This window comes from Brevibacillus fortis (genome assembly GCF_046196545.1).
GTDB classification, from domain to species: Bacteria; Bacillota; Bacilli; order Brevibacillales; family Brevibacillaceae; genus Brevibacillus; species Brevibacillus fortis_A.
Window position 1 is genome coordinate 6,480,846 of record NZ_CP176370.1, and the last position, 26,465, is coordinate 6,507,310.

The 26,465-nt window shown below is 42.4% G+C and carries 23 protein-coding genes and 4 pseudogenes; 8 read left to right on the forward strand and 19 right to left on the reverse strand.

From position 1 onward, the window contains the following. The first annotated feature begins 238 nt into the window (after nucleotides 1-238). Nucleotides 239-1,180, forward strand: coding sequence for a YndJ family transporter (locus ACKKE8_RS31250; protein WP_409176420.1), 942 nt, complete (start codon nucleotides 239-241; stop codon nucleotides 1,178-1,180). A gap of 31 nt (nucleotides 1,181-1,211) precedes the next feature. Here ACKKE8_RS31250 and ACKKE8_RS31255 read toward each other — a convergent pair whose 3' ends face one another. From ACKKE8_RS31255 to ACKKE8_RS31275, 5 genes are all read right to left on the reverse strand, one after another. Continuing rightward, on the reverse strand, nucleotides 1,212-1,937 hold the full coding sequence (locus tag ACKKE8_RS31255; RefSeq protein ID WP_409176421.1) for a hypothetical protein: 726 nt from the start codon (nucleotides 1,935-1,937) through the stop codon (nucleotides 1,212-1,214). Nucleotides 1,938-1,955: 18 nt separating this feature from the next. Continuing rightward, nucleotides 1,956-2,432: an SMI1/KNR4 family protein gene (locus ACKKE8_RS31260; RefSeq protein WP_409179234.1), complete on the reverse strand. Its 477-nt coding sequence runs from the start codon at nucleotides 2,430-2,432 to the stop codon at nucleotides 1,956-1,958. A gap of 53 nt (nucleotides 2,433-2,485) precedes the next feature. Beyond that, complete coding sequence (locus ACKKE8_RS31265; RefSeq protein WP_409176422.1) at nucleotides 2,486-3,511, reverse strand: hypothetical protein; 1,026 nt, start codon at nucleotides 3,509-3,511, stop codon at nucleotides 2,486-2,488. A gap of 72 nt (nucleotides 3,512-3,583) precedes the next feature. Beyond that, a complete protein-coding gene (locus ACKKE8_RS31270; RefSeq protein WP_409176423.1) occupies nucleotides 3,584-4,054 on the reverse strand; it encodes an SMI1/KNR4 family protein in 471 nt (156 codons plus the stop codon). Nucleotides 4,055-4,120: 66 nt separating this feature from the next. Continuing rightward, complete coding sequence (locus ACKKE8_RS31275) at nucleotides 4,121-4,690, reverse strand: hypothetical protein (RefSeq protein ID WP_409176424.1); 570 nt, start codon at nucleotides 4,688-4,690, stop codon at nucleotides 4,121-4,123. Nucleotides 4,691-4,951: 261 nt separating this feature from the next. On the opposite strand from ACKKE8_RS31275, the gene ACKKE8_RS31280 reads away from it, so the two are divergent. Next, complete coding sequence (locus ACKKE8_RS31280; RefSeq protein ID WP_409176425.1) at nucleotides 4,952-5,185, forward strand: hypothetical protein; 234 nt, start codon at nucleotides 4,952-4,954, stop codon at nucleotides 5,183-5,185. A gap of 298 nt (nucleotides 5,186-5,483) precedes the next feature. Here the strand turns inward: ACKKE8_RS31280 and ACKKE8_RS31285 are convergent. Both ACKKE8_RS31285 and ACKKE8_RS31290 read right to left on the reverse strand, forming a co-directional pair. Continuing rightward, nucleotides 5,484-5,626, reverse strand: a pseudogene (locus ACKKE8_RS31285) (YdeI/OmpD-associated family protein); the annotation flags it as partial. 780 nt (nucleotides 5,627-6,406) lie between these two features. Continuing rightward, nucleotides 6,407-6,985: a TMEM175 family protein gene (locus ACKKE8_RS31290; RefSeq protein ID WP_409176426.1), complete on the reverse strand. Its 579-nt coding sequence runs from the start codon at nucleotides 6,983-6,985 to the stop codon at nucleotides 6,407-6,409. Between the two features lie 240 nt (nucleotides 6,986-7,225). On the opposite strand from ACKKE8_RS31290, the gene ACKKE8_RS31295 reads away from it, so the two are divergent. Further along, on the forward strand, nucleotides 7,226-7,591 hold the full coding sequence (locus tag ACKKE8_RS31295; protein WP_409176427.1) for a hypothetical protein: 366 nt from the start codon (nucleotides 7,226-7,228) through the stop codon (nucleotides 7,589-7,591). Between the two features lie 206 nt (nucleotides 7,592-7,797). On the opposite strand, the gene ACKKE8_RS31300 is transcribed toward ACKKE8_RS31295, so the two are convergent. The 4 genes from ACKKE8_RS31300 to ACKKE8_RS31315 form a co-directional block, all read right to left on the reverse strand. Further along, nucleotides 7,798-8,124 (reverse strand): cupin domain-containing protein, encoded by a 327-nt coding sequence (locus ACKKE8_RS31300; protein ID WP_409176428.1) that lies wholly within the window; start codon nucleotides 8,122-8,124, stop codon nucleotides 7,798-7,800. Between the two features lie 20 nt (nucleotides 8,125-8,144). After that, a complete protein-coding gene (locus ACKKE8_RS31305; protein WP_409176429.1) occupies nucleotides 8,145-9,128 on the reverse strand; it encodes an ABC transporter substrate-binding protein in 984 nt (327 codons plus the stop codon). 86 nt (nucleotides 9,129-9,214) lie between these two features. After that, nucleotides 9,215-10,042 carry a helix-turn-helix transcriptional regulator gene (locus ACKKE8_RS31310; protein ID WP_409176430.1) on the reverse strand — a complete coding sequence of 276 codons (828 nt, stop codon included), beginning with the start codon at nucleotides 10,040-10,042 and terminating at the stop codon, nucleotides 9,215-9,217. A 345-nt stretch (nucleotides 10,043-10,387) separates the two neighbouring features. After that, nucleotides 10,388-10,765, reverse strand: coding sequence for a winged helix-turn-helix transcriptional regulator (locus tag ACKKE8_RS31315; protein WP_409176431.1), 378 nt, complete (start codon nucleotides 10,763-10,765; stop codon nucleotides 10,388-10,390). A 125-nt stretch (nucleotides 10,766-10,890) separates the two neighbouring features. On the opposite strand from ACKKE8_RS31315, the gene ACKKE8_RS31320 reads away from it, so the two are divergent. After that, nucleotides 10,891-11,934 carry a zinc-binding alcohol dehydrogenase family protein gene (locus tag ACKKE8_RS31320; RefSeq protein WP_409176432.1) on the forward strand — a complete coding sequence of 348 codons (1,044 nt, stop codon included), beginning with the start codon at nucleotides 10,891-10,893 and terminating at the stop codon, nucleotides 11,932-11,934. A gap of 151 nt (nucleotides 11,935-12,085) precedes the next feature. Here the strand turns inward: ACKKE8_RS31320 and ACKKE8_RS31325 are convergent. Next, nucleotides 12,086-12,180, reverse strand: a pseudogene (locus ACKKE8_RS31325) (23S rRNA (pseudouridine(1915)-N(3))-methyltransferase RlmH); the annotation flags it as partial. Between the two features lie 172 nt (nucleotides 12,181-12,352). Between ACKKE8_RS31325 and ACKKE8_RS31330 the strand changes: the two are divergent. Continuing rightward, complete coding sequence (locus ACKKE8_RS31330; protein ID WP_409176433.1) at nucleotides 12,353-14,377, forward strand: methyl-accepting chemotaxis protein; 2,025 nt, start codon at nucleotides 12,353-12,355, stop codon at nucleotides 14,375-14,377. Between the two features lie 33 nt (nucleotides 14,378-14,410). Then, nucleotides 14,411-15,268 carry an acetolactate decarboxylase gene (gene budA, locus ACKKE8_RS31335; RefSeq protein ID WP_409176434.1) on the forward strand — a complete coding sequence of 286 codons (858 nt, stop codon included), beginning with the start codon at nucleotides 14,411-14,413 and terminating at the stop codon, nucleotides 15,266-15,268. Nucleotides 15,269-15,425: 157 nt separating this feature from the next. On the opposite strand, the gene ACKKE8_RS31340 is transcribed toward budA, so the two are convergent. From ACKKE8_RS31340 to ACKKE8_RS31360, 5 genes and pseudogenes are all read right to left on the reverse strand, one after another. Then, nucleotides 15,426-15,848 carry a tetratricopeptide repeat protein gene (locus tag ACKKE8_RS31340; RefSeq protein WP_409176435.1) on the reverse strand — a complete coding sequence of 141 codons (423 nt, stop codon included), beginning with the start codon at nucleotides 15,846-15,848 and terminating at the stop codon, nucleotides 15,426-15,428. 231 nt (nucleotides 15,849-16,079) lie between these two features. After that, nucleotides 16,080-16,570 (reverse strand): annotated as a pseudogene (locus ACKKE8_RS31345) (DUF4303 domain-containing protein). Nucleotides 16,571-16,735: 165 nt separating this feature from the next. Beyond that, the gene (locus ACKKE8_RS31350; RefSeq protein WP_409176436.1) at nucleotides 16,736-17,233 is read right to left on the reverse strand and encodes an imm68 putative immunity domain-containing protein; all 498 of its coding nucleotides are present in this window, start codon (nucleotides 17,231-17,233) and stop codon (nucleotides 16,736-16,738) included. A 78-nt stretch (nucleotides 17,234-17,311) separates the two neighbouring features. Continuing rightward, entirely contained in the window at nucleotides 17,312-18,985 is a 1,674-nt protein-coding gene (locus ACKKE8_RS31355) for a DUF6138 family protein (protein WP_409176437.1), read from the reverse strand. 576 nt (nucleotides 18,986-19,561) lie between these two features. Beyond that, complete coding sequence (locus ACKKE8_RS31360; RefSeq protein ID WP_409176438.1) at nucleotides 19,562-20,095, reverse strand: hypothetical protein; 534 nt, start codon at nucleotides 20,093-20,095, stop codon at nucleotides 19,562-19,564. Between the two features lie 1,002 nt (nucleotides 20,096-21,097). On the opposite strand from ACKKE8_RS31360, the gene ACKKE8_RS31365 reads away from it, so the two are divergent. Together ACKKE8_RS31365 and ACKKE8_RS31370 are read left to right on the forward strand one after the other, a co-directional pair. Continuing rightward, on the forward strand, nucleotides 21,098-21,742 hold the full coding sequence (locus tag ACKKE8_RS31365; protein WP_409176439.1) for a hypothetical protein: 645 nt from the start codon (nucleotides 21,098-21,100) through the stop codon (nucleotides 21,740-21,742). 1,042 nt (nucleotides 21,743-22,784) lie between these two features. Continuing rightward, nucleotides 22,785-23,108: pseudogene (locus ACKKE8_RS31370) on the forward strand (zinc-binding dehydrogenase); the annotation flags it as partial. Between the two features lie 73 nt (nucleotides 23,109-23,181). On the opposite strand, the gene ACKKE8_RS31375 reads toward ACKKE8_RS31370, so the two are convergent. Both ACKKE8_RS31375 and ACKKE8_RS31380 read right to left on the reverse strand, forming a co-directional pair. Beyond that, nucleotides 23,182-24,870, reverse strand: coding sequence for a recombinase family protein (locus ACKKE8_RS31375; protein ID WP_409176440.1), 1,689 nt, complete (start codon nucleotides 24,868-24,870; stop codon nucleotides 23,182-23,184). Nucleotides 24,871-25,022: 152 nt separating this feature from the next. Continuing rightward, complete coding sequence (locus tag ACKKE8_RS31380) at nucleotides 25,023-26,444, reverse strand: hypothetical protein (RefSeq protein ID WP_409176441.1); 1,422 nt, start codon at nucleotides 26,442-26,444, stop codon at nucleotides 25,023-25,025. Nucleotides 26,445-26,465: the final 21 nt, after the last annotated feature.

A 26,465-nucleotide genomic window follows, 5' to 3' on the forward strand; every position in this document is an offset into this window, starting at 1 on the left:
TTTACTTTAAGCTACCACAGTGAGTAGAACCCGAGCAATTGGGATTCGTTATTGTCATCATAAGTTTTACTAATCATTGGAAAACAGCTTAAAAAGCCCGGTCCCAAGGTAAGGAACCGGGGTGTTCTTCATTTATCGAAAAATAGCCCTCACACAATGTGTTAAACTACTTAAAACAAGCACTTCTCTATAAAAAATGTGAAGCGAACATCCATAAATGGCTTTATGGAGGCATTTGATGATACCATTGATAGTAGCAATGATTCCCGGTGGAATCATAACCATCCTGATCTTTTATCTGGATTACTTCCAGTTTAACCTTGTCGAAAAATTTCTCATGTTTGCGGCTTTCGTCATTGTACCTCTTGTGATTTTACTTTTGAGCTATGACGAAAAGAATAAACATCAAAGGGTTATTTATGCTGCTATCAAGCTGCTTCAATTTCCCGCAGCGCTTCTCGCCTTAGCCTCTGTAATGGGCAGCAAGACGTGGGGGATAGGAAGCACGACAATACCAGGGACCCTCTCCCTCGGGTGGCTCCTGTTTACATTACTGCTCTGCATCTATGGCCTGACCATTATTGCGAATCGCAAGGGAAGAACAGAGGAAATAGCGATTGGCGCGGGGCTCGTTTACTTTTTTATAGGGGGCATTTGGTTCACTCTCTATCAGTATCAATTTGACCTCTTCCAGGCTAAGCCCGCAACGCACGCCTTGAGTTCGCTCCACTTTCATTTCTCATCTGCCATTGTTCCGATTTTTATCGGTCTACTGGGACGGGTCATGACGAAGAAAAGCTGGTATCCTTGGGTCGTTGCCGTCGATATCGTTGGACCCATTCTGATCGCTGTCGGGATTATTTTCTCAAAGCCGATTGAGTACATGGGCGTCACCTTGTTCGCCTGTAATATTGCGATTTACACGACTTATCTGCTTGCTTACTTGAGGAAAGGCTCTTTACAGAATAAGTCGAGCTTCTTTTTAGTCCTTTCCTGCATTTCCTTTTACACGATTGTCGTCGTTTCCATTTGCTATCCGTTATTGAAGAACATGTTTTCTTTAACCATACACGATTTCATTCCGATTTACGGATTTCTGCATTCATTTGGGTTTGTTTTATGTGGGCTGATTGGATGGGGGTATATGATAGATTCTCTTAAGAAAGAGCAACATGAGTGATTACCACTACGTGTTGCTCTTTGTTTCTGAATTACCCTTCGCACCCTTTTGATAGAAGCCATTGTTTCATAACAACAAAAGCCTGCTCGGCATCCTCTTCGTACATAATGGCCACCTCTTGCTTGTTGGCATAATTAAACCTTACATAGCCGCCTAGCTGCCGATAAAACAGTTGGCAAACATATTCGTTCTCAATCGTCAGATCAGGGAGAAAAGCTTCTCGGCACATGCTGGCCAGCTTCAGCAACGAAAGCCCATCCTGCACCGGGGGCAAGCGTAAAAATAGGTGACTCCGCGTCTCCGACCACGGTTCATAATAAACCGCTCCCTCTTGGTCGCTTCCGTATACCTGGCGATAGATTTCGTCCAACACTCTAGCATACCTCTCATCGTTTTCCTGCTCTTGTAGCGATAGCGCCATCAAGCGCTCAGCATGTCTCGGTAGCCAAAGCAGCTGATCCGTCTGGGGATGCACAGCCAGAAAATCGCCGTCCACCGTAGTACCTATAGCGACACACTCGCTTATCTGCTGCTGCGTAATCGGGCTGTCTGCGTCATGCTCCCATAAATCATACTCGGCAAAAGGCTGAAGCACCTCCGTATCGGGCAAATAGACATTCATCCATCCTCTATAAGTCCCTGCACCGAATTGCTGTAAAAAATGGAGGTAGCCCGGTGGATAAAAGGCAGCCTTCTCCTTCTCCAGCGCTTGGTTTTGGCCATCGGACAGCCGCTTTGGCTGAGATACTACGTACATGAATGCTCCTCCTGTATCTTACAAATCGAAATTTCCTCCGCTGTGCTCGTCGATCAGCCGTTCCAAAAACTCCGCAAAAGTCGAAGCATATGTGTCGATCAATTCATTCATGAGATCATAACACATGATCGGAAACTCACCCTGTTCATCTCTGGAAGACGTATCAAAAAAATAAAGCTCGTCACTATCCGGAACGAACAAGTCCAGTCTGTGGGGAAACTGGCTGACCCACCACTCCTCGGCTTTATTCAATCGATGTATATAAAGAAGGTCGGTGTCGCCATACCCCCTGTGTTCTGGAGAAACGATCGTTAAAATATTCCCGCCATTCAACCGGGCATTTCCGTAATGAACAAGCCACCAGCGGTAAGACGGAGGCAGGCTGAATCCTAATTCCTCTTCTACTTCGGCTATCCAGCTCTCTTCCGCTCCACGATTAGGAAACCATTTTAAAGCGGAAGTCGCCTTTAGTTTTTCTGCCAAACGCTCATACATGGGCTTCACCCTCTCTCCTCACACTCGATTCATTCGGGGAGCAAGCAGCCTTATCAGGAGCTGCTCCATTTTTGATAACCCAACTTTAATAATGAATCTTGTATCTCTTGGTCTACTTTTCTTTTGGTAGTCACAAATTCCACTGTGGATAAAGCACTTGGAAGCTTTTGATGGATAAAGGAATCAAAATCGATTGCTGTTTTTAAAATGCGGAGCTTGCGCAGCGAAGGTAATTGCTCCATCCCTGTCAAACGATCCAAGCTTTTACAATTCGAAATAGATAGCTCCTCCAACGCCTTCATCTCCCGATCAAAGCTGACTTCACGCAGTTGAATTTGATCTTCCATCACAAGACGCGTTAGCGCTCGGAAGTTCGCGATATTGGATAGGTCATGAAAACCACGGACTCTGGAAATCTCCATGTCGTCGATTTCATTCTCTTCAATTTCCTGAATATGCTCTCGACCTCCAAGCAAAATGCGAAGGTGCTTCAGCTTTTTCAGACGGTTAACAAAATGTAACGGTAATTTGCTGATCGAATGCAGCGCGAGATAATTCAAATCCTTCAGATCGCCTACCGCATCCAGGTTTTTCACCTTGCCCCCGACATGCAATTGTTCCAGATGAGAGAACTCATTAAAATATTGCAGGTTGAGAGTTTTTTTCTCAGAGATAATCGATAATTCTCTTAGAGAGCGCAGCGTTTCTATTCCCAAAACCTCTGAATTCTCCAGCTCATATATGCCCAGGTGTAAACTGTGCAAATGTTTCAGAGTGGCCAATGCTTCGGTGTTATGAGCCTGGGTAAGACTGTTGAGATGCAGCATTTTGACATGGGGAATCCGCAGGAGAGTATGCCCATCGAACGAGAGAGAATAGTGCCCGTAGAAACGCACTCCGAAGTTTTCATCCAAGCGCGCGCATAGCTCATCCACTTCCTCCAACATGGAGCCATAAAACTCCGGGTGAGAAAACTGGACAATCACTTGGTTGCCGTCGCGCAAGTCCTGCTCGATCTGAACCCGGTCCAGCTCAACAGGATTATTGATCAGAATTCTTCTTTTCCATATTTTTCGCACTCGTACATCCTCCTATTGCAAGCTCCTTCGTTGATTTCTTATGGAGTAGAGAGTTTTCATGTTCCCTCGCGATCAAACAAAGTAATGATCCTCAAACGAAATAACACCGTCTGTAAATGAAAATTGGTTGGCTTGGAACCTCTTTAAAATTTCATGGGAGAACTCTTCAAATGAGTTTGCAATCACTTCTTGATAACTCATACCGGGGTGATATTTGAAGAGTTGCCCCGAGATGCCGTTTATTCGATCTTCCTCAATCCAATCCACCTGTTCTTCGTCCTCAAACAATTCATTCAGCATGGACCATGTTTCGATGATAGCTGGAATAGACAAAAAGGAGTTGTAGCCGATAAAAGGCACATGATCTTGTTGTCCATTCCATGTAGATAGATAATTTCGGAAATGAATGGGTAATTGTACGTTTAATGTGCTTTCCAAGAGGTTTATTTCTTCCGCTGTGGTAGGGGGGTTAACTGTAGAAAAAATCGGGTGTGATATCGTTTGGATATGTTTTAAAATGTTGTCCCAGACATCCTTTGCCATTCCTGGTTCACCACCACTTTTCATATATTGAAAGCAAAGAGACGTGCCTGTACAGCCGATATAGTTTCAAAATTCGTATTTCTTGAATCGTTCTCTGAGAGTTTCTTCGTGTGGTATCCACTCCGCATCGCTCCATAAAGACATTTTTACGAGTTCCGACAGCTTATCAACGGCTTGATAGGGACTCGTCATGCTGATGAAGTCCTCAAAATCCTTATTACGAATATCTAAAGCTTCTCGCAGGTAGTCATTATGAAGACGCTCTTCTTTTAGTTCATATTCATCCCTCGTCCACTGTTCACAAAAGATTCTTTCGGCTTGGATGTCTCCATTCTCGAAAAACGACAACTCGAATATTTCCTCGTTCATATACCCGACCGTCATCACTGGTTCCTCGGTAAACTGGGACAATGTTTTGCCGATCTTCTTCACCGTACCCCATACAAAATAGTCGTGGAGCACGCTGATCCAGTTCTCGTTGCTTTTGCTTACGTACATGACAACGTTGATCGCTTGATCCTCATCTTTTGACTTGCCTAGTACTTCGGGGTGCGCTTCGGTTAGCTCTCTTAATGCTTCGATTGTCTTCTCCAAGTTTTTTGATTTGATATGCAAATTTGCGAATGATCTTCCCACGAGCTGGCCTCCTCAAATCGCTTTCTACATGCATGGTTGTTATTTCCATTATAGTGTTGGTCTTTCCTGAGTCTACCTACTTTTCGCCTGAATTTTTCAAATGATATTTGCGAGGTAGAGATAAAGATTTGACCCTCTCGCAAAATCCGTCTATCCAAAACTGAGAAAAAGTCCATTGCGTCCCGAAATCGATGGGGGTATGATGTTAATCGACTCAATTCCTATTGAGAATAATTATCATCACAAGGAGAGATTCACCCGATGCCAGCTTCATTCCCAAAAAAGCCGATGATCTCCTTCTTGATCATCCTATTGTCGGCAGTACTGCTGTCCGCCTGCGGAGCAGGCAATAACGCCGGTTCCCAGACTTCTTCTCCAGCTGTTACGGAATCGGCATCCCCGGCAGTCAGTGAACCAGCGGTACGCACCTACAAAGACGCGTTCGGCAGATCCGTCGAGATTCCAACCTCGCCCAAGCGGATTGTCGCTCACTAGCGTATTTTCCTCGCCCTGCCCGAGCGGGAAGAAGACGTCGAAAAGGGCCGTGAAGTGCTGCGCCATCCGATCTGGAAAAGCCTGTCCGCCGTTCGGGAAGGCAAGAGCTATGTCGTCCAAGACCGGTGGGCCAACTACAACCCCGTCACCTTAGACAAGCACCTTGACGATACGTTGCGGAGGCTGCTTAGCCGGTAAGGCCGCCTCAGTTCATGTAAACAGCAAAGAGCCCACGCTCGACGCGGGCTCTTCATGTATTTCATTCGATAGAGGCCTTCTCACAACTTCAAACAGCGCCTCATTTACTCCGGCGATAGAGATCGATGCTTTTAAAGCCCTCAGCCAAGACTGCCATCATTTCAACTCGGCGCTTTTCCGTGTCCCCTCTTGTACGGCACTATATACATACCGAGCCCAATCCTTTTGGTACCCGGGCGTAAGAGGGAATTTGTGTTCAAGCAAACTTTTCGGATAACCCAGAATTCAGAGCTGGCAGGGTATGCGTCGGACGACTTTGGTCTAATTTCCAAAGCGTTTGAAAACAAGATTAATATTGAATTTATCAATAACCTATGGGATTCCTACCTGCATGGGAAATTCCCGAATTAGAGTATATGTGAATGAAATGTAAAATAAGGAAGTAGCTGTGTCGGTCAGCTCCTTCCTTAAATATTCGTTCATTATTTCGGTACCGCCTAAGCCTTTTTCACACTCTCACCATACTACTCTATCGTTTCATAACGATTATTCTCCATCGCCTGCTTGAGCCATCCATCGATCCGCTCCTTAGGCAGCAGGATGTTTCCTCCATAAGCATTATTCCTATGAAAGTCCCAATCTCCATATACGAGCATATGGTACTGACTATCTATTTCGTTTTACGAGTCCCCATACGCCGATATTTCCCTGTGAACCAGCACTGATAAATAGCCAGTTCTGATAATTGAATAGGTAAGGATCTCCAAACATCTCAAAACCCTCTAAATAACCTTCTCTTCCATCTCTTTCTGGAAATCTCTCGTTGTAATCCTTAATCATCCATACACGCCTTTGCATACCCCGCATGCTAAGGCAACGAGCTCTTGTTCTATTTGTTTCAACCCCATCCTGTCGAGAATTTGTTGCAGAGCTGGAGAAACGTGTCTGTAACGACAAGCTCTTGAAAAAAATAGCCTCCGGTTTGGAGACTTCTTTTCGTTTCTATACTTTTCTCAGGTCCAATTATTCGCTTCTCAAAATGTGCTCGATTCGCTTTTCCGGAACGACCCAGATCGCGGCAACGAGAACGTAAAAGAAGCCGGATACCCATGGCCCCACATACGCGGTCAATATCGCGAGCAAATAGAGAACAGGAGATATTTTCACCTTCCAGTCTCTGCCCATTGACTTTACGAATGCAGAATCGCCAGAATGCTGGCTAATGATTGCGAGCTGAAGCATTCTGTAAGAAATCGCTGCAAGCAGAAGAATGATCCCGTACAATGCCATCGGAGTGGGCGCAAACTGGCTTTCCCCCATCCACGCGGTCGTGAACGGAATAAGGGATAGCCAAAAGAGCAATGTCAAATTCAGCCACATGAGCCGCCCGTTCATTGTGCGAACCATGTGCAACAGATGATGATGGTTGTTCCAGTAGATGCCGATATAAACGAAACTGAAGATGTAGCTAAGAACTTTTGGGCCTAGTTCGATTAACGAATGCCAGTCGTGGCCTTCTGGTACTTTGAATTCTAGTACCATAATCGTAATGATAATTGCCAGCACGCCATCGCTGAACGCTTCCATCCGGTTTGCTCTCATTTGGTGATCACCTATTTCCCGCTTTACGCGCTGAATTGATCTAATAGATATCCATAGTTTATTCTATCTTTTCTTCATGATGTCAAGGACAACCTTTCCCTCATTCAGGATCGTTTTAACGCAGACACATACCGATACATCTCGTCTCTCTGAAGAAAGAGGTTTGCAAAAACTGAGGCACATTCCATTGTGCTATAAAGTAATCCCCGTTAGTATATTATGGAAGGAGGTAGGATTCCGTTGAAAACAGCGAGTGAGATACTTTCGATAATCAGTCATGACAGTTTTTTAGAGAATGTCTTCCATAAAGATGTTGATTGGGACGCTAAATTAGACGCTAGGGATGCTGTTGATTTTGATACGGCATGGAGTTCTAGTTACAAAAAAGTTGATGAAATTGCCCCCTCTGAAAATACCGTGATCAGAGAAATTAGGGAATTTGTGTTCAAGCAAACTTTTCGGATAACCCAGAATTCAGAACTGGCAGGGTATGCGTCGGACGACTTTGGTCTAATTTCCAAGGCGTTTGAAAACAAAGTCAATATTGAATTTATCAATAAACTATGGGATTCCTACCTGCAAGGGAAATTCCCCAATGATATGTAAATGAATCTTCAAAAGAAAAAAAATCTGCACATACAGGTCATGTAAAACGAGCGTCATGAACACTATAAAAAGCGGGGTATTTCCCAGTTATTCCAGTAAGTCCATGGAGAATTACAGGAAATGCCTAAACCATTAGTAAAAATGAAAAAAGGAGCTGCGGCGGTCAACTCCTTTTTTGAATATTGGTTTATTATTTATGTTTTGCATTAAGCCTCTGTGTTTACTACGCTTCTAGGCTCCACCAACATGATATGGCATTCCTTTTCGGCGAAAGGCTTCTGCTCTGCTCCCCCCGGGACAATAAACATCTCACCCTTTGAAATTTTCACCTGACCATCACGAAAATCAATGAACATCTCTCCTTCGAGAACGATAAATACCTTATCCGTACCTTGATGCTCGTGCCATATAAAATCCCCAGCAATCTTAACGAGCTTAAATTGATAGTCATTCAATTCAGCAATGACTTTCGGAGACCAGAGATCGTTGAGTGTAGATAGCTTCTCATTCAGATTAATCGCTTGGTAATGCATATGAATCCCTCCATAACTTTTTAGCGCTTACGCAAAGCACTTGTTATATTTTGTAAAGCGTATTCGATAGCTAATGGGCCACCAGTAATAGCAGAAGAATCCATTAGATGAACATTGCCTTTCTTGACCGCATTGAGATTATTCCATACATTGCTTTGTTTTAAGTCATTCATTAAATTTTCCTTTTTTGTAATGTCACCGATAAGAAAAATATGGTCTGCTTGTACAGTTGATATTCCTTCAAACGAAGTAAATTTATTAGTAATACCTGTAAATGTATGATCTGGTGTAAGCCCGAGTCCCTTTTCTTTATCAAACGCAAGTGTATAGACTGGATTTTCTTCACCTAGTACATTGAAAGTTTTTCCATCCCACGACAATATAAGTGCCACTGACTCTCCTTGAATCGACTTTAATTCTTCTCGCCCAGTTGTGATTTCTTTCATCATTTTATCAATTACCTTTTCCGCTTCTTCTTCTTTTCCAATAATCTCGGCTACTGTACGGAGTCCATATTGCCAATCTCCATAGATTTCCTTGGATTTTAACGTAATGACTGGCGCAACTTTTTCAAGTGAATCATACATTTTTTCATGATGCTCTGTTGCTAAAATAATATCAGGCTCAATAGATAATATCTTTTCAATACTAGGAGACACTTTATCTCCCAATTCCTCAGTTGAATCCAGCTTTCCTTTTAAATAGGATAAAGTAGATAGATACTCTTTTTCAGTAGATGCAGCAGGTGGCTCACTTAATGCAACTAATATTTCGGGATAAAAATACCATAATGAGGCTATTTTTTCTGGTTTTTTCTCGATAACAATTTCTTTCCCTAGGGCATCCTTAAATGTTCTTGGCCATTCGGTTGTATCTACATGAACTGCTGGTGTAGATGCGCCTTCGGTAGTTGATCCCTTATTTTCAGCAGGTGTTTCATTACAACCTGCTAGTATGCCTACTACTAATAGCATGGAGATTAGCATGCCTTTAACCTTTTGCATACGCAATTCCTCCGACTTGATGTTTTCTTTTGTTTGCCATTAGTATAGTAAAGCCATTTTTGGTTTAGAATGGATGCCTGTTGAAATTAGCATGGATTATTGATGAACTTCTCTCGATATTCAGTAGGAGAGATACCGAGTTGTTTCTTGAACACTCTACTAAAATAATAGGGGTCAGCAATTCCAACCGTTTGCGCAATTTGTTGTACAGGCATATCACTTGTAAATAGCATTTCTTGCGCCATGTTTATCCGATATTTGAGTAAATACTCTGCTGGTCCCATGCCTGCATGTCTTCTAAATACGTAAGAAAGTCGATTTCGATTCACGTTATATTGTTCTGCAAGCGATGCTATCGTAAGGCCTTGATAATAGTATTCATGAATATAAGTAGATACCCGTTCGAATAAAGTATGTGATTCACAGCTATCTTGCCTATTGGCCACACATAATAAGGCTTCATTCAGCACATCGCGAAACAGCATTTCGGTCTGAAACATCGAAAGGCCTCCACGCTGATTATACACATGCCAAAGACGCATAATTAATTCGATAAGACGAGGAGATTGTCCGGTTGATAATTCAAAATGCTGATGAGAAAAGCTTGTCTCTTCCAGTTCTTCGTTACATATCCGGTATAATACGAGAATATACTCCCAGTTGGTGTTACCAAACGTTTTTTGAGCTAGTTTCATTTTCGCCCCCCCATGCACAACTTTTCCTGGCGAAAAGATATAGGGCGTGCCGTTAAATTGAAATTGTACCTTCCCTGTAAGTGGAAACACAAATCCAGGAAAAGAATCTGTATATTCAGCGTAAGGTACACCTGGATCTTTCGCATATCGATATACTCCTTCTACTTGAAAAGGAATGTGTGCCAAATGCTCTGCTAGCTGATCAACGTCGATTTTCACATTGCATACCTCATTTCAATAGTAGTTTGCCGGTAATCCTGAGATTGATCATGAGGACTCTCGTCTATTTTCAGATTATTGATAACGATTATCATTGTCAACATATATGAACAATAAAAATGCCGCACCCGGCTCATGTTCAAACCGCCGGGTAGCGGCATCAGGTCAAGATGTTCTCATAATAGGGGGGTCACACCTTCCAGGGTTTTGCGGTATCGATAGCGGCTGTTTCATTGAATAGGAGCTCGTCAGTTGCAAGGTGTGGTTTCGTCGCTGGATGACACCCGTCCCGATCGTAAGCATATCTCTATAGCACCTTCCTCCATTCACCGCCTTGTCTTGCCTTTAACTCTCCTCCCCTTGTATCGTTCGATTTTCACTAAGCCGCACTTTATAAGACTCGCCCCATACTTTCATTGACATAATAACCGGTTCCAGAGTCCTTCCGAAATCAGTAAGGGAGTATTCGACTCTTGGAGGAACCTCTTTATATATTTCGCGATGAATGATGCCATCCCGTTCAAGCTCTCTTAACTGCAATGTGAGCATAAACTGCGTTATTCCCGGATTGAGGCGTCTGAATTCATTGAATCTTTTCGTTCCGTTCAGGAGCTGATAGAGAATGATCCCCTTCCACTTTCCACCAATAACATCCAGCGTTGTTTCAACCGGACATGCTTGCATATCCGGACTCACTCCATATTTCTTTCTTCGGTCTCCCATCAGCTTATCCCCCAATGGTTTGATTTTTAATACTATACCATAAAAATATGCGTACTTACTTAAAGTAATTGAATCGATTTACAATGCAACTGTACAACATTTCCTATTTGAGAGGATGGATCCCTTTGAATACTCACCAAAAGATGAAAGCTGTCGGTGCTTACCGATATCTCCCCATATCCAATCCGGAAAGCCTTATTGATCTGCACTTGGATAAACCAGAACCTACAGGCCGCGATTTGCTTGTACGTGTAAAAGCAATCTCCGTCAACCCTGCAGACGTAGGCGTCCGCGAAAGTCATAACTACGAAGCCGATTCACCGAAAATTCTTGGTTGGGATGCCGCTGGAATCGTAGAACAAGTCGGTCCTGACTGCCAATTGTTTAAACCTGGGGACAAGATCTATTATGCGGGCAGTGTGTCTCGACCAGGCAGTAACAGTGAATTTCACTTAGTTGATGAACGAATTGTGGGAAATATGCCGAGAAGTTTGGATTTCGCTGCCGCCGCCGCATTACCGCTTACCTCGATAACTGCATGGGAGGGCCTATTTGATCGTTTAGGAATTAGCGTAAATACAGGCGAAAACAAAAACATACTGATTATCGGTGCAGCTGGAGGAGTAGGATCGATTGCCATTCAACTTGCAAAATTAGCAGGTTTGACCGTCATCGGTACTGCTTCACGTCCAGAGTCAATTCAATGGGTTAAAGGTCTCGGTGCGGATTTTACCATAAACCACAACAACCCTTTTCACCCTCAACTCAAGGAAGTTGGTATTGACGCCGTAGATTATATCCTTTGCTTGAATGATACTGTTCAACATCTTGAAAATATGGCGGAAGTCATTGTCCCCCAAGGTAAAATTTGCGCTATCGTTCCTGCAAATAAAACTACCTGGGCAGGGAGCTTGAAAATGGACTTGCTGTTTTCTAAAAGTGTAACGTTTGTATGGGAGTTCATGTTTTCACGGTCCTTGTTTCAAACCAATGACATGATCAAACAACACCAATTGTTGAATGAACTGGCGGACTTAATCGATGATGGAAAAATAAAAACTACGCTGACTGAACGACTAGAGCCCATCAATGCAGCAAACCTACGTTTCGCGCATGAAAAGTTGGAATCTGGACGGACCATTGGAAAAATTGTTTTAGAAAACTTCTGATACTACGAAGACGAAGTAGGTGCGTTTGGTTCCACAGAGCGGTAATGTGAATAAAACAACTCTAAGGCCCCTTGCTACTATGGGGCCTTTTTGAGTACAACGGTATGTGCTGGCGAGACAAATTCTCCCCAAGCTCTGTAAAAACTTACCTTTACTTGTGATACGGTTCTCCCGACTGATCCGAAACGCCCGATACACCTGCTCCAACAGCACCAGCCTCACCAGCTTATTCGGAAGCGCTCGTTTTTTTCTCCCTACACCTTGAACCCTCACCAAAAGATCAGTGAGAACGTCCAATTTGGTACATTGTAACAATTAATTCAAATTCCATCCAAAAAAGTCTAACTTTATCAAACTTCTATACCGATACACTAAAATATAAAGATAAATAAACAAATCTGGATGGAGAGAATTCATTATGGCTGGAGTGAACATTAAAAGCGGGTTTCAGTGGAAAATTGGCCGAAAATTATTTGCAGTTTTTCTCATTTTGGTTTTGGTCCCAAGTATTCTGATTGGCTACTTCTCGTATCGTTCAGCTACTCAAACATTAGATGTTCAACTTCTCAATTCAGCTAATAAACAGGTCGAAAACCTCAGCACGATTATTGATCGTGTAGTTGTGCCGATCATGAAAGACACAGATGTTCTGGCAAGATCACTGCCTCAAAGCGTTTATCAAGACATGATAAAGGATGAAAAGACGAATTTGGCGTCAAATCAACAGGTGCAATCGACCCTAAAGCAGTTTAAAGCCGTGCATACCGATGATACCGAAGTGATTGGACTTGCCACCGAAGATGGACGCTTTGCGATGGAGCCGCAAAGCCCATTATCAAAAGAGTATGATGCTCGCACGCGAGAATGGTACACAAAAGCGATGGAACAGAAGGGTCAAGTGATTATTTCCAAACCCTATGTATCAGCCGCCTCTAAAAATATTGTGGTATCGGTAGCAAAAACTACTGACGATGGCCATGGAGTTGCCGTAGTAAATTTATCGTTGAAAAAGTATGTGACTGATACCGTTAATGCGGCAAAAGTAGGGACGCAAGGTTTCGCGTTTATCCTGGATGGGAGTCAGAAGGTTATTACCCATCCAACCATTGCTGCTGGAGAAGTGCCCCAAGATGACAGCTACAAATCATTCTATGAGCAGCAATCGGGAGTACTGTCAGCCCAAATCGATGGAAAACCTTCCCGGATCGTCTTTACCACGAACAAGATAACCGGCTGGAAAATCGCCGGCGTGCTTTATGACAGCGAACTGGACGAACTGAAGAAGCCAATTATTACACAAACAGTTGGTATGATTATCATCTCCATTTTATTGTCGCTTGTCATTTTGTACGTGATCAACCGGATTTTTGTACACCCGCTAAAACAAATGACGCGTTTATCCAAGCAATTGGCAGCCGGGAACCTTGCAGAGACCCACATTTCTGTGAAAAACAAAGATGAGTTGGGAGATTTGGCGCAAGCCTTCAACTCTCTTGCCCTCCAATTGCGCCAACTCATCGAAGACCTGATGAAAAATGCGCAAAATCTTAATCAAGTCACGGACGTGTTAAATTCAGAAGTGACTGAGGTTGCCAATGCCTCCTCAAAAATCGCTGAAATGAACAGCCGGGTTACCAAGGGTTCGATGGATCAGGCCCAGGGAATTTCGGAGATATCCCGGACGATGCAAGAAAGCGTGCTTGCTGTGAGCAATTTTGCCGAAGTAGCTTCAGAAATCGGCGAAATTACGGAACAAACGCATCAGAGAGCAAAAGAAGGAACTTCGATTGTCTCAGATTCACTGAATCAAATGAGGACGATCAATTCCGCTGTTTTGCACTCTTCCAATCTCGTGGAAACGCTCATGCAAAAAACACTGGAAATCGATAATTTTGCTACTGTCATTAATGAAATCGCCAATCAAACCAATCTCTTGTCTCTCAACGCCAGCATAGAAGCGGCGCGTGCGGGAGAACATGGCAGAGGTTTTGCCGTTGTTGCTGAAGAAGTGAAAAAGCTTGCCGTACAATCTGCTGATTCTGCTACACAAATTACCAATCTGATTTTGGAGATCAATAAAGAAACCATAAAATCAGTTGAATCGTTGACGATGGTGCAGCAGGAAGTTGAAGACGGATTGGCCCTAAGCTCCAAAGTGGAAACCCTGCTTTCCGATATCATTGAAGATATGGCTAAAATCAATGATGAAATACAAAATCTCAGCAGCATTTCGGAAGAGGTTGCAGCGGGTGCCGAGGAAGTGAGCGCGTCGGTTGAAGATCTTTCGAATATTGCCAATTCCAACTCCAGAGATTCCAGCGATACTCTGTCCAATATTGAAAAACAACAAGAATCTTTGCATGAATTAATGGAACAAGTGAAAATTGTCCTGGATACCGCACAACAAATCAGGAATAATGTGCAAAACTACCAACTTCGTTAGCAACAAATTTTATATAAAAGTGGAGGGGAAAACATGAAAAAAAGTATCATCACATCTATCACATCTCTGGCTCTGGTTGCCGGGCTGTCTTTGACTGCTTTTGCAGCTACAACGACTACTGCACCAGCACCACCTGCCAAGCAGGAATCCAAACCTGCGGTTGCCGCTAATCCGGCACCCAAAAATGTACTGTTTCAATACTCAACGATCAATGCGCTCATGCTTGGACAGTTCGAAGGGGACTTGACTTTGAAAGACTTGAAGCTGCGAGGCGATATGGGGCTTGGAACCATCAATGATCTCGATGGAGAGATGATTCAGATGGGTACAAAATTCTACCAAATCGACAGCACCGGAAAATTATCCGAGCTGCCAGAAAGTGTGAAAACTCCATTTGCGGTTACTACACATTTCGAGCCGAAGGAAACAACTACATTAACCAATGTGCAAGATTACAATCAATTAACAAAAATGCTTGAGGAGAAATTTGAAAACAAGAACGTCTTTTATGCCGTAAAGCTGACCGGTACCTTTAAGATGGTAAAGGCTAGAACAGTTCCAAAACAAACCAGACCTTATCCGCAGCTGACTGAAGTAACTAAAAAACAATCCGAGTTTGAATTTAAAAATGTTAAGGGAACCCTGATTGGCTTCTATACGCCAAATTATGCAGCAGCGCTGAATGTTCCCGGATTCCATCTCCACTTCATCACAGAGGATAAAACAAGTGGCGGACACGTATTAAATCTGCAATTTGACAACGCTAATCTGGAAATTTCTCCGATCCATGAGTTTGATGTACAATTGCCGCACACAGATGATTTTGCCCACTCTGATCTGACACAAGTTACTACTAGCCAAGTGCACCAAGCTGAGTCAGAAAGAAAATAAAGCAGCCTCACACGAGAATTTTAGCGAGGACATGAAAAAGCTGGCCTGTTGTATAGTGCCAGCTTTTTCATGTCTAGGAGTCCCGGCCAGCTTAGACTTCTGCCTGGTAATTGGTGCTCCTTCTCTGTACCAATAATGTTTTTCTTATCCTGGAACTTCAAACCTCTATTTTTGTCTCCAGAAACTCAAGGTACTTTGGGTCATCTTCCATAAAGATCGCAATCCCGGCACCCATGTAAGCCCGGGTCAGCTCGTCTGCCGCTTTTTCAAGGTTTTCCTGTTCGTAATACAATTGCCCTAACCGAAGATGAATGTAGGGATTCCCCAACCCCTCCGGACACTGTGCAGCATTAAAGAAACACTTGAATGCCTTATCATAATTCATCATTTGAAAATGGACATCCCCAATAGCCACATATATCCACGTTGCGGCCTCCCATTCTCGATGATTTTCCGGCAATAATCGGAGGGCCTCGACGTACTTATTCTTGCCCTCCTCAAGATTGCCTGCTCTCACCAAATCATCGCCTTGTTTACACAGCACGGTAATTTCGGCATGGGTGTAATCTGAAAGTTGCACCGTCACTCTCTCCTATCCTGTGCAATTTGAAGCCGCTGTAGGTATTCGCCCATTTACCAGCAACTCACTATTGTCTTTTGTCCCTCATCAAAAATGATTGCGTCTGGTATCGCCGACAAATAGTCTATCGCCCAAATGATATGGTTCGTGAAATCGTGTCATACATGGCCAAGCCTTTACACATATATCTCACCTCTATGCCGCAGATAAGAACCGTACTAAATCAAACTTTCAACTGCCAATCCAATTCTGAAATTCTTGAGCAAGTTCATTTCGGTTCAATCGGGCAATCCAATCACATTCCAGTACATTTGTGTCATCCGATACAGTAAAGACCAATACTCCCGATTCGCTCATATCGGAGAAAAAACCTTCCTTTTTCAGTGCATCAAGCGCAGCCACGCAACACTCATAAACCTTCTCTTTATAGTCCCTGTGTCTTTCCGCCGACTGCATACTAATCACTTCGTTATACAATAGATTGGATATATCTTTAAAGCATTCAGCACCTTCAAATTCATGATCCCATCCCCTGGACTCCAGCGATAATAAATCGCATCATCAGGGTCGCCGGCAATCATTTTGTTCAAGTGATCGGTTGAGTTTACCGCCGGACATACGGTGATTGCATCCGAGTCGGAATACAAGGCGTAACCGCAAAAGCTTTGTCCTGAATATTTGTTTCTTACTTGCTCGAATGCAGCCTTCGCAGCCGCCTCGATTTTTAATTACAGCACTTGAAAATCCATGTTCACTCCTTTGTCCTACTTTAGTCGAGCCTGCAACGACAGGATCGGAGGAGACTCCCCACCATCCGCCTTCGAGGCAACTCTCCGAGCCCCATGTGCGGTTAAGTCCAAAAATTTTGCCGTTACTTGTGGTATGGTTCAGCTTAACGGTGCCAGCTCATCTGCGATCATTTTTGCCTTTTCCGCAAGCTCTCTCATATCATCGGCCGGAACAAGCTCGGCTAATTCGTAAGCCAGCGGATCACGGGAAAACTTGTACAATTCATCCCGAAGCAAGTTCCTTTTTTCTTCGGAGGCATCTATATAAATTCTGCACGGCTGCCTATCCTCATCCAAATCATGCAAATCGACATAGCCTGATTTTTGAGACTCCAACACAATGGCTGAAAGATCGATTAGAGCTGAGCAGGCAATATCAAGTTCTGCTCGAAACGTGCCGTTAGCATTTTTTATATCAAATCCAATACTTCCGCCGCTTTTCAAGTCTCCCTCGGAAAGCAGAACATCCAGACCCAAGTCCTTTAAAATCTGATTGAGCGTCACATTCGTTGAATCCAATTGTTCCAAATAGTCTACTAATGCCAGCGAATCATCGGAACCGCCAATTAAATCTCCCCACCATTTGCTTATGTACATGTTCTTCTCCCACTTTCTTTTACGCATTGTAATTATCCATTAAGCATACGTATCAATGACGCTTTCGCCGAGCCACCGTCAGGCTATACCCGCAGCCTTTAGCAGACGAATGATAAGCTCCTTGCGTGGTCCCCGCTCCTTGCGAGCCAATGCAGCCAGCTTCTCCGCCTTGCCCCAGATCGGGTACAATACCCGCTCGGCCTCGTCATCCGACAGAGTCTCTATTTGCTGTACGAATAGCGACAGCTTGTCTTCGCTTTCCAGCTCCTGCTGAATCTTCAGCTTTAGCGAATCGTGGGAGCGCAGCAGGCAGGCGATCAAGGTGGGAGTCGAGCGTTCCGTTATGCCATAGGTTTCGGCAAAAACGGCTGTGAACTTGTCATGCACCAGCTGATGCTCATCATCCACAAGGTCCATGTAAGCTTCAACAAGCGGAAAATACCGCTCGGATGAAAGCCCCAGCCCGAACACAGCATAACTGCCCGGCATTACGCTTCTTTCGCTTTCCGTATCCTCGTACCATTCATACTCTTCCATCGCCTCACGAGCGTATTTCTCTAATAAAGGATGCAGCTCGGAATAAGCCAGAGCATTCGCAAAAAAACGGTGCGTGTCCGATTTGGCTAGCCCCTTGATGGGCAAATACTCTCTCACGCTGGATTTTAACTTGATTTTGTAGCTTTTCGGGAAGTCCTTTCGGAGCAGGGAGAGAATAAACGAAATCGCCCGCTCGTACGCCCCGGCTTCTTCCTTGCGAATAACGATTGTGAAAAGGGAAAAAACATCGTTAGCTTTGCATTCGACCAATTCATGACGCAAATGGACGTCTTCTTGCGAGAAGCTATCGCTTCCATCCTTCAGCATACGCGCGGCTTTACCGCTGCCAAGCTGCTTCGCCAGCTCCAGAAAAGTCTGGCCCATGAATTTGCTGAATTCCGGCTCGTAACGAATAATCATTACCGCTCCGTACAACAGAAGGTCGATAGGCTGATTTGGCTCATCCTTATTCTCAAGAACAGCATCCGGCTTGATCATATACTCATTGGTCCTGTATTCGGAACGGGTGACATCATAGTAACGCGGCAAAAATACATTCTCGACCCAGTCGGTCAAAGCCCTAATGATATCTCTTCGATGCTCCGCGAGAGCCTCAACCTGTTCTTTATTCAACTCCTGAATCCGGTCAAATAAAGCGATCGTCTTTGCGGCTTCCGGTTCGGGGAACAAATGCGGATCCAGCAGATGACGCGCCAAAAAGAAGGTTTCCAGCCTGTTTGTCGGGTAAGAGCCCTTCTCCAGTTTTTCCTCCATATAGGACTGAATTCGCTCCAGAAGCTGCCGCTTTTTCTCTTCATATACAGTTTCCAGCACCGTTAATTCCACCAGCCCGTCCATCGTTGCGAAGGTTCCTTGGAAGGTAAAACGGTAGTTGATCAACGGGGACGTTTCCAGCTTGTCCAGCCTCTCCTTTACGATTTCTACCAGCAGGGGCTGCACCTCATGCAATATCTGCTCACTCGTAAAGGGTGAAGCTTTCATCGACTTTTTACCTGCGGCACTCCCCACAGATTTCGAACTTTCAACCCTAGTCCTGCCCGGCCGATAATCCAGCATGACAAAGTTAAAGATACCTACTTGCAGTGTGGTGCGTAAGACCACTTCCTCTGCGTTCTTTCGATTCTCCTGTTCGTCAAACCATTTATGAATCGCCGTTTTCATCTCTTCCAGCGCTTCTTTTTGTAGTTCGTTCATTGTCTCCCGCCTTTCCGCTTGTTCCATCTTTTCTCAACATAATCATACTATGGAAATGGGAAAGCTTGTTGGAATTGTATGCCTCTGCCTGGGGTTGGCTAAAGCTCAATCCTTAGTCCGTTCCTTTGTTTTCAGTGGTTATACGGTTTACGGGGTAGAGGAGATTTGCTGCGTGATACCGCACGGGAGAATGCCGTAACGACAATTCTCCTTGAGTTTATACCCGAAGACAAACATGCATTGAAAAAGATACAGGAAGTAGAGAGGGAGGTATTATAAGTCAATTGGCTTGGGTGAGGCTTATGCACAAATGGAAGATTAGGGAGGCTATATATGAGTAGAATCGGGCTCGAAAATAACATATTATCATCCCACAGAGCAAAAGGGAGAACGCCATAGAGGTCGTTCTCCCTTTTGATTATCTGAGATATTCAACATATGGAACAAAATATATATTAGCCATAGCCATTGTTAACTCGCTTTTACGATTTTTGGCCGTCACTTATGGTATGGTTCACTTTAACGGTCATAACGGCGATATTTTTGTTCTATTAAAGATGGTCTTCTTATATTTTGTTACCAATTAAACAGGTTTGTGATTAACTCAACAGCACTTTTTTCTGTTGACTCACTTAGTTGATATTTACTTATTCCCCTCTCCCTTAATACCTCGGCCATCCATCCTGTCTTTTCATTTTTCTGCATAATCTTGCGTAGGTTTTTGAACTCTACCCCATTTTGTTCCAAAAGAGTTATAACTTCGTGTTCAGTAAATACACAATCCTGCTTTCTTTTCTGAGTATAGAAAGCAGCAATAAGAAATAGAACAACATCATCCGTTTTAATTTTCAACTTCTTTATCCATTGACTGAAGTCGACTTCTAAAACATCGTCTATTGTAAGCTTATCGGGTTTTGATTTATTGAGAGGTTCAATGTCTCCACCTGAGGGAAATTCTTCCTTAGTAGAGTCCTTATTAATTTCATTCAAGTCCCCATTAAGAAGCATCAAATAGAGGCTCTCTAATCGATCCAACTGTTTGTTAATTTCTTCGACTGAGCTTTCAATTTCTAACTCGTTATTGCCGATCTTCAACTTTAACCTTGCCATCTTATCACGTCCATTATATTGATTAAAAATAAACAAATGTCCTTGCTTTAAGTATATTTTTCGCCAAAAATGCAAAGGCGCCAATAAAACTACGTCACTTCAAATTCACATATCTTATGAACAAATTAATTACATATTAATTCATTTAGGGGTACCGCCAACAAAATGCGGTTATCTTAACTAGTCAGGATGAGTGACTTTACAGTATTCAATGTAGAGTTGCCCATTCTTTTTGTTTCTTTAAAAACTAGATATCTATACTCATTTTCATAGTATTCATAGGACATTGAGTTAGGTGTTTATGATGGGGGGTGTTGCCCCAAACCGGGGTACAGCCGAGATACGTGTAAAAATGGGTCAAGTACTAGTATAAATTACCAATAATATGAGCCATTCACAGTCACTCTCGGGCGACCACCAGCAATTTGCGGATTTCGTACGCTAACAGATGTCTTAGTGCCGCCAGCAAAAAGCGGATTTACACCAACGTAGCTATCATAGCCGCAAAGTAGTATAGACTGGCTATGTTCATTTTGGGTACACCCTGCTAAAACATTGCAAATAGTAATATCATCAAGCAGGATTTTGTTCAAATAGAGTTGTTCATTTCATCGTCTCAGTAACAGTTCGTTGCATGTGGTAAAAATTGTAACCTCATGACTTAATTTTGCTGGTATCTCGGCTGTACCCCCAAAAGAGCCATTGGTAGGGCTTGACTTAGTTCCGAGACTCACCATTTGAGGAGCTTTCAGCAAAAATATTCCGGATTTTTACAAATGCTTGCGGGTGATGACAGCTACGCTGGTATTACCCCAAGTTGTAGACTGAACATGGTACTCAGCGGTAACAACAGGACCTAAATGTTCTGGAAGCCTTATCTGATAAGGTGTCCCAGTCTAAAACTTTTTTTAGTCTAGTACTTTATTTTCAAAGAACACTTCCATTATCATTCTTAATTGACATATAATGTATTTGAATGTAACCAAAAAGGGAGGTTTTGTAATGAAAAGGATTTACTCTCTATTTTTCTCCATTTGCTTATTGTTAGTCTTTAGTATCCCTCTTACTGCTTCCGCAGAAAGTAATGAAAAAGCTTCGCCTGTACCTAACGAAAGGGTTGTCGAACTATTAAAAAGAGCCAATATTGAATTTCAAATTGTAAATGGTAATTTAAAACTAGAGAATACCTCACCCGAATCTATAGCTAGATCCAATAAGTTACTTGCTTCAGAGTTCAACTCTATTGCTAAAGCTGCTGTTTCTTATCCAACACCCTATGTGCATATGAAATTGAATGATTATACAGCTTCAGACAGATTTAAAGCAGCAACTAAAATTGCTTTGGCTTCAGCTACCGTTGAATGGGCAAAAAATAAAGGCTTACCTGATCCACGTAAAATTGGTGTAGCTGCTGCTGGCGGATTTGGTATTTATTATTTTTTAGCGCCTATTAATCCAGAACATTTGTATTTTTATATCAAATATTCCTATAGAGAACTAGGTCCTGGTAAATTCGATATGAATGGGAACTTTATAGGAGATTATCAGATTAAAAAAGAAATAAGAGTAACTAAAAACTCCGATTATTCAGGGGGTAATGTTGAAACAGATATAAGAAAATCTACAGTAATAGATGCTTGGTTTTAAGGAAGGATTTTCAGATGCTTGGATATTTTATTACTTTTATAGCTAATTTTGTTATAGCTTGTTTTTTTTATGATGGATCTGGTCTTACAAAACCTCTAATTCATTCCATCATTATCGTGATTTTGATTTTTATAGTTGACTTAATATCAAAGAATAAAAAAAACAATCAAAAAAGCCCTTAGAAAATTGATCTGCCCCCTGTCAAGTAGACTGTGGAAAAACAAAAAAAGTCTGACACCAGCTATTCACTTTAGTTGGTGTTCTTTTTTATTCATTGTACTTTTGGTATCGATAAGGACACACCTGTAGAAGATGTCTTGGTAATCGACACAGTAAACAATTAAGCCAACATTTTGACGTTAACTTAACTAGTGAGAATGCTGGTGGTCTCCCGAGAATGACTGTGAATGGCTCATATTATTGGTGATTTATGCCAGTCTATGACCCATTTTTACACGTATCTCAGCTGTACCCCAAACCATGCGCAGCTAGCAATTTTTTTCAATGAATCGAAGAAATAAAATAATTGTAACAGAAGGGATTTTATGTGATTCGCTACCCTTCTTACTAAAGAAGAAAAAACTCGTTACATGCTGATCGATCATAATAATGAGCCAGTCCAGCCAGTCATGCAATATTTAAAGTTCAAGGATAACAGTGGGGCAGCTCGTAATACGTTACGTTCTTTCTGCTTCCACATGAAGCTATTCTTCGAATACCTAGAACAAACAAATAAGGATTATCGAGCAATAGGGCTAGACGAAATGGCCGAATTCATGCAATGGCTACAAAACCCATACCAGGATGCGAGGGTTTCCACCACGCTAAGGTGTAACCGGCTGTTTTTCGCTCATGTATAAGAATTTCCCAATAGGCTCTTAAGGACCTCAATCTCCTACGTCTTTCTAAAGTGTATTTGGCAAGTAAAAAGTGCAGAGTTCGGCAACCATTTTGTGCATAGCCTTGCCAGGCTAAATTTTTAAGACAATCAAACACCGTCTGTTTTCGTTGGGTATCAGCCAGATCTTTCGAGATATGACCAGTCATTGTCCCCCAAGGTAAAATTTGCTCTATCGTTCCTACAAATAAGGCTAACTGGGCAGGGAGCTTGAAAATGGACTTGCTGTTTTCTAAAAGTGTAACGTTTGTATGGGAGTTCATGTTTACACGGTCCTTGTTTCATACCAATGGCATGATCAAACAATACCAATTGTTGAATGAACTGGCGGACTTAATCGATGATGGAAAAGTAAAAACTACACTGACTGAGCGACTGGAGCCCATCAATGCAGCAAACCTACGTTTTGCGCATGAGAAGTTGCAATCTGGACAGACCATTGGAAAAATTGTTTTAGAAAACTTCTGATACTATGAAGGCGAAGTAGGCACGTTTGGTTCCAAAATGCGGTGATGTATATAGACAACTCAAAGGCCCCTTGCTAATATGGGGCCTTTTTGAGTACAACGGTATGTGATTGCGAGACAATTTCTCCCCAGACTCTGTAAAAGCTTGCCTTTACTTGTGATACGGCTCTGCGCTCGTTGTTTGCTGGTAAACATATATCCTCACCGATCCAAAGGGATACACGTTCCAGCTTCTTTCTGTCTTTCGACACTTTTATTTCTTTAATTACAGACCGAATCAATACCTTCTTTTCCTGCTCGTCAGCCACTTCAAATAATCTATCAAAATCCTTGAGCAATTCGATTACCATCTTAGTGTTAATCTGGGTACCGTTATTAAGCTTACCTAACTCCCTTTCTACCTTTACCATCATTTCATTAGTCTCGTCTATTTCCTGCTGTAACTTACTTGAAAGTCTCTTAAAGGTGTTGGCATCCAATTCATCAAGTAAATATTTTTTGTCTAACGAATCAAGCTTTTTTGTTTGCTTGGCCGCTTGCAACTTTAACTCATTCAGTTGAAGTTCCAGTGGTCTTTTGTCCTGTAATGAATCCTCTTCAAGTTTTTTTAGAACATCATCTACGACATTCATATTGCTAATCGACTCGCTTAAAACGTACAGAACTTCTTGTTCAATCCAGTCGGCTCTTACCAAGTTTGATGAGCATCCAACCTTTCCTTTCTGATGATAACTCTGGCACATATAATAACGGTGGTAATCATTCTTGCTTCGCATTTTGATCTTATGCATAACCATTCCAGCCCCACACTGTGGACACTTTATAACTCCCGATAGAAAGAAATTCCCGCTGTATGACTTTATTGGCATAAACGTTTGTTTATGCATATTGTTAATTGCCTGTACTTTCTCCCATAATTCTAGGGAAATAATTTCCTTATGCCTACCTTCCCGTTCCGGCATTTCTTCTACTTTCCCTTTTCTTCTCTTAATGTTCCAGTCTTCTTTTTTCCCCCATGTATTGATTCCAACATACTCTTTGTTGTGTACGATACGTCTTATTGCGTCTATACCAAAGTTGTTGCCCTTCTTAGTTTTGCATCCTGAAGAGTTGATTGTATTAGCAATGGCTTTATAGCCTATTCCTTGCGCTCGTAATTCAAATATCTGTTTTACTACCTGTGCCTCCAGTTCATTTATAACTAATCGTTTATCCATAACATCATATCCAAACAGTATTCCACCATTAAATTCTCCATTTTTTGCCTTCTGCTTCATCCCTGACTTAACCCTATCAATTGTGACCTTCCGTTCATATTCAGCCCAAGTTCCTTGCAAACTAATAAACATTTTTCCATTTGTGGATGATGAATCGATGTCACAGGTTTTTACAAGTAATTTCATATCTCTTGGTTCTAATTCATTGTCTATAAGAGTCAGAATATCCTTATTGCTTCTTGAAAGACGATCTAACCTCCACACTAAGATCGCCTCGAACTTATCCTGAACCATATCCCGAAAAAGGTGTTGTATTGCAGGTCTATTAAAATCTTTGCCAGAGTATCCTCCATCACAGTACACATCAAATACTGTATAACCTTTTGACGCAGCATATTCTCGTAACTCTTCCTCTTGTGCTTCTAGGGAACACCCCTCATTCCTTTGTTCTTCTGTACTGACTCTAATATAAATGGCTGCCTTGTCGTTCCCCATATTTTTCACCTCAGCATTTCTTTTATGAGAAAATAGGTAAGCGCTAAACACCCGTGCGCCTACCTATTTTGAAAAACTTAATTATTTCGATTTCCTATGAGCATACTTTCTGATCAATTCAGCAAGAACTCTAACAACTTCTGTTCTCTTGACGCTCTCTGCTGATGGCTTGACAATTTGATTACCAGTCATAATGCCACCCCTTAACTAACGCTTTTCGTAGATTGCTTCATATGAAGATCGAGAATGCAGCGTCTAACATGATACAGTTCTTGCTCAGCTTTAGCTTTTTGTTCGTCTAACAGGTCTACAACATCGGCTACCTCACAGAGGTTTAGAGTTGTACCGCCAACTTTAGCATTGAATCTAACTAAATGCCCAATGGCAGCGTCTAACGCTTGAATCCTTTGCTTCAAGTATTCTTCCCTCACATAATGTCCTTTGATTTGCTTGTCTTTCATAAACGCTTCCTCCTTCAAGAAATTTGCTGACATCCTATATATATTAAAGAAAGCGTTTTCATAAAGTGGAGGATAAAAAAAGTTGAAATTTTTTTGTTGGGCTCTTGAAGAAGGCACACTCCAACGAGCACCTGTCTTTTTTCTCAACTCAAATAACCCAGTCATTCTTTGCTGGTTTAATCGTTTGCGTACTCCTGTATTGTTGCGAAGTATACGATATTTTCCAAAATCTGCACAACCTACGTTTTTGCTGTCGTTTTCTTCTCTCGGTTCATCGTATACTGTATTTGTTACTGCCATTTGTAACTGTCGCTCTTGAACTTGTGGTTCCTGCTGCCCAAGCAATACCCCACACAGTTCTTCTAATAGCGGCTCCCATGCTTCCCTTGCTAACTCGTTGAAATCCACTTGAGACGAAGGAGCAAGGGTTTCTTTTACTACTTTCCTTGTGTACCAATCTTTCTTCTTTTCAATCTCTACTCCATCTCTTAATTGGCGTGCCTGTTGTGCTCGCTTCTTTGGCAGGTTACCCCAATCAGTAACTACCGCTGCAAAGTAGTGCTTGTTCTGTTTTGGTGGGTGATGGAGTAACTCTTCTACTGGTATCCTCTTTTCTGGCTTATCTACAATCTCAATTCGGGTTAATTCATGGTCAATAACAACGTTCTGATTCTCTAGTAACTCCAATCTCTTATTGTAATTTCGACAGAAACCATTCGTTTTACGTTGGTGCTTATCCCCAAAATAACGTGTTCCCTTGTAATGTTTCATCTTTCGCCGACCGTCATTAGGAAAAACCACCACATCTTTCATAGAAGCTTGAACATCATATGCTAGGTCACAGTTCACATAATAAATACCGTTTGCGACACGGCGCAATCTATCCAAAACTCCCTTGAAGTGAAAGTAATATTCCGGGCGGGTTTCTAAACGCAATGTATACGTGCTTCCTTCTGGCTCTCTCCAGTTTCTATAAAACACATGCAAATACGCTCCGTCTGCCTTCCTCAGATGCAATTCATGACTGTATCCATCCCCATGGTACATCGTCTGTTTGTATAGCTCGCCGCTTTTCGCCGCTCGAATCACCAAGCCGTAATAAGCTCCAAACGTAACATCTGTATATTCCACCACAAATTTGTCGATGGACACTTTAGCTTTCATCACTTGCTGCCCTCCCATTCT

Coding starts and splice junctions, on each gene's coding strand:
- ACKKE8_RS31260 (WP_409179234.1), bottom strand. CDS start 2,432: ATGTATGAGCGTTTGGCAGAAAAACTAAAGGCGACTTCCGCTTTAAAA.
- ACKKE8_RS31270 (WP_409176423.1), bottom strand. CDS start 4,054: ATGGCAAAGGATGTCTGGGACAACATTTTAAAACATATCCAAACGATA.
- ACKKE8_RS31365 (WP_409176439.1), top strand. CDS start 21,098: ATGAAAAGGATTTACTCTCTATTTTTCTCCATTTGCTTATTGTTAGTC.
- ACKKE8_RS31315 (WP_409176431.1), bottom strand. CDS start 10,765: ATGGGAGACCGAAGAAAGAAATATGGAGTGAGTCCGGATATGCAAGCA.
- ACKKE8_RS31330 (WP_409176433.1), top strand. CDS start 12,353: ATGGCTGGAGTGAACATTAAAAGCGGGTTTCAGTGGAAAATTGGCCGA.
- ACKKE8_RS31355 (WP_409176437.1), bottom strand. CDS start 18,985: ATGAACGAACTACAAAAAGAAGCGCTGGAAGAGATGAAAACGGCGATT.
- ACKKE8_RS31290 (WP_409176426.1), bottom strand. CDS start 6,985: ATGAGAGCAAACCGGATGGAAGCGTTCAGCGATGGCGTGCTGGCAATT.
- ACKKE8_RS31280 (WP_409176425.1), top strand. CDS start 4,952: ATGCCAGCTTCATTCCCAAAAAAGCCGATGATCTCCTTCTTGATCATC.
- ACKKE8_RS31300 (WP_409176428.1), bottom strand. CDS start 8,124: ATGCATTACCAAGCGATTAATCTGAATGAGAAGCTATCTACACTCAAC.
- budA (WP_409176434.1), top strand. CDS start 14,411: ATGAAAAAAAGTATCATCACATCTATCACATCTCTGGCTCTGGTTGCC.
- ACKKE8_RS31380 (WP_409176441.1), bottom strand. CDS start 26,444: ATGAAAGCTAAAGTGTCCATCGACAAATTTGTGGTGGAATATACAGAT.
- ACKKE8_RS31360 (WP_409176438.1), bottom strand. CDS start 20,095: ATGGCAAGGTTAAAGTTGAAGATCGGCAATAACGAGTTAGAAATTGAA.
- ACKKE8_RS31255 (WP_409176421.1), bottom strand. CDS start 1,937: ATGTACGTAGTATCTCAGCCAAAGCGGCTGTCCGATGGCCAAAACCAA.
- ACKKE8_RS31350 (WP_409176436.1), bottom strand. CDS start 17,233: ATGTACATAAGCAAATGGTGGGGAGATTTAATTGGCGGTTCCGATGAT.
- ACKKE8_RS31305 (WP_409176429.1), bottom strand. CDS start 9,128: ATGCAAAAGGTTAAAGGCATGCTAATCTCCATGCTATTAGTAGTAGGC.
- ACKKE8_RS31250 (WP_409176420.1), top strand. CDS start 239: ATGATACCATTGATAGTAGCAATGATTCCCGGTGGAATCATAACCATC.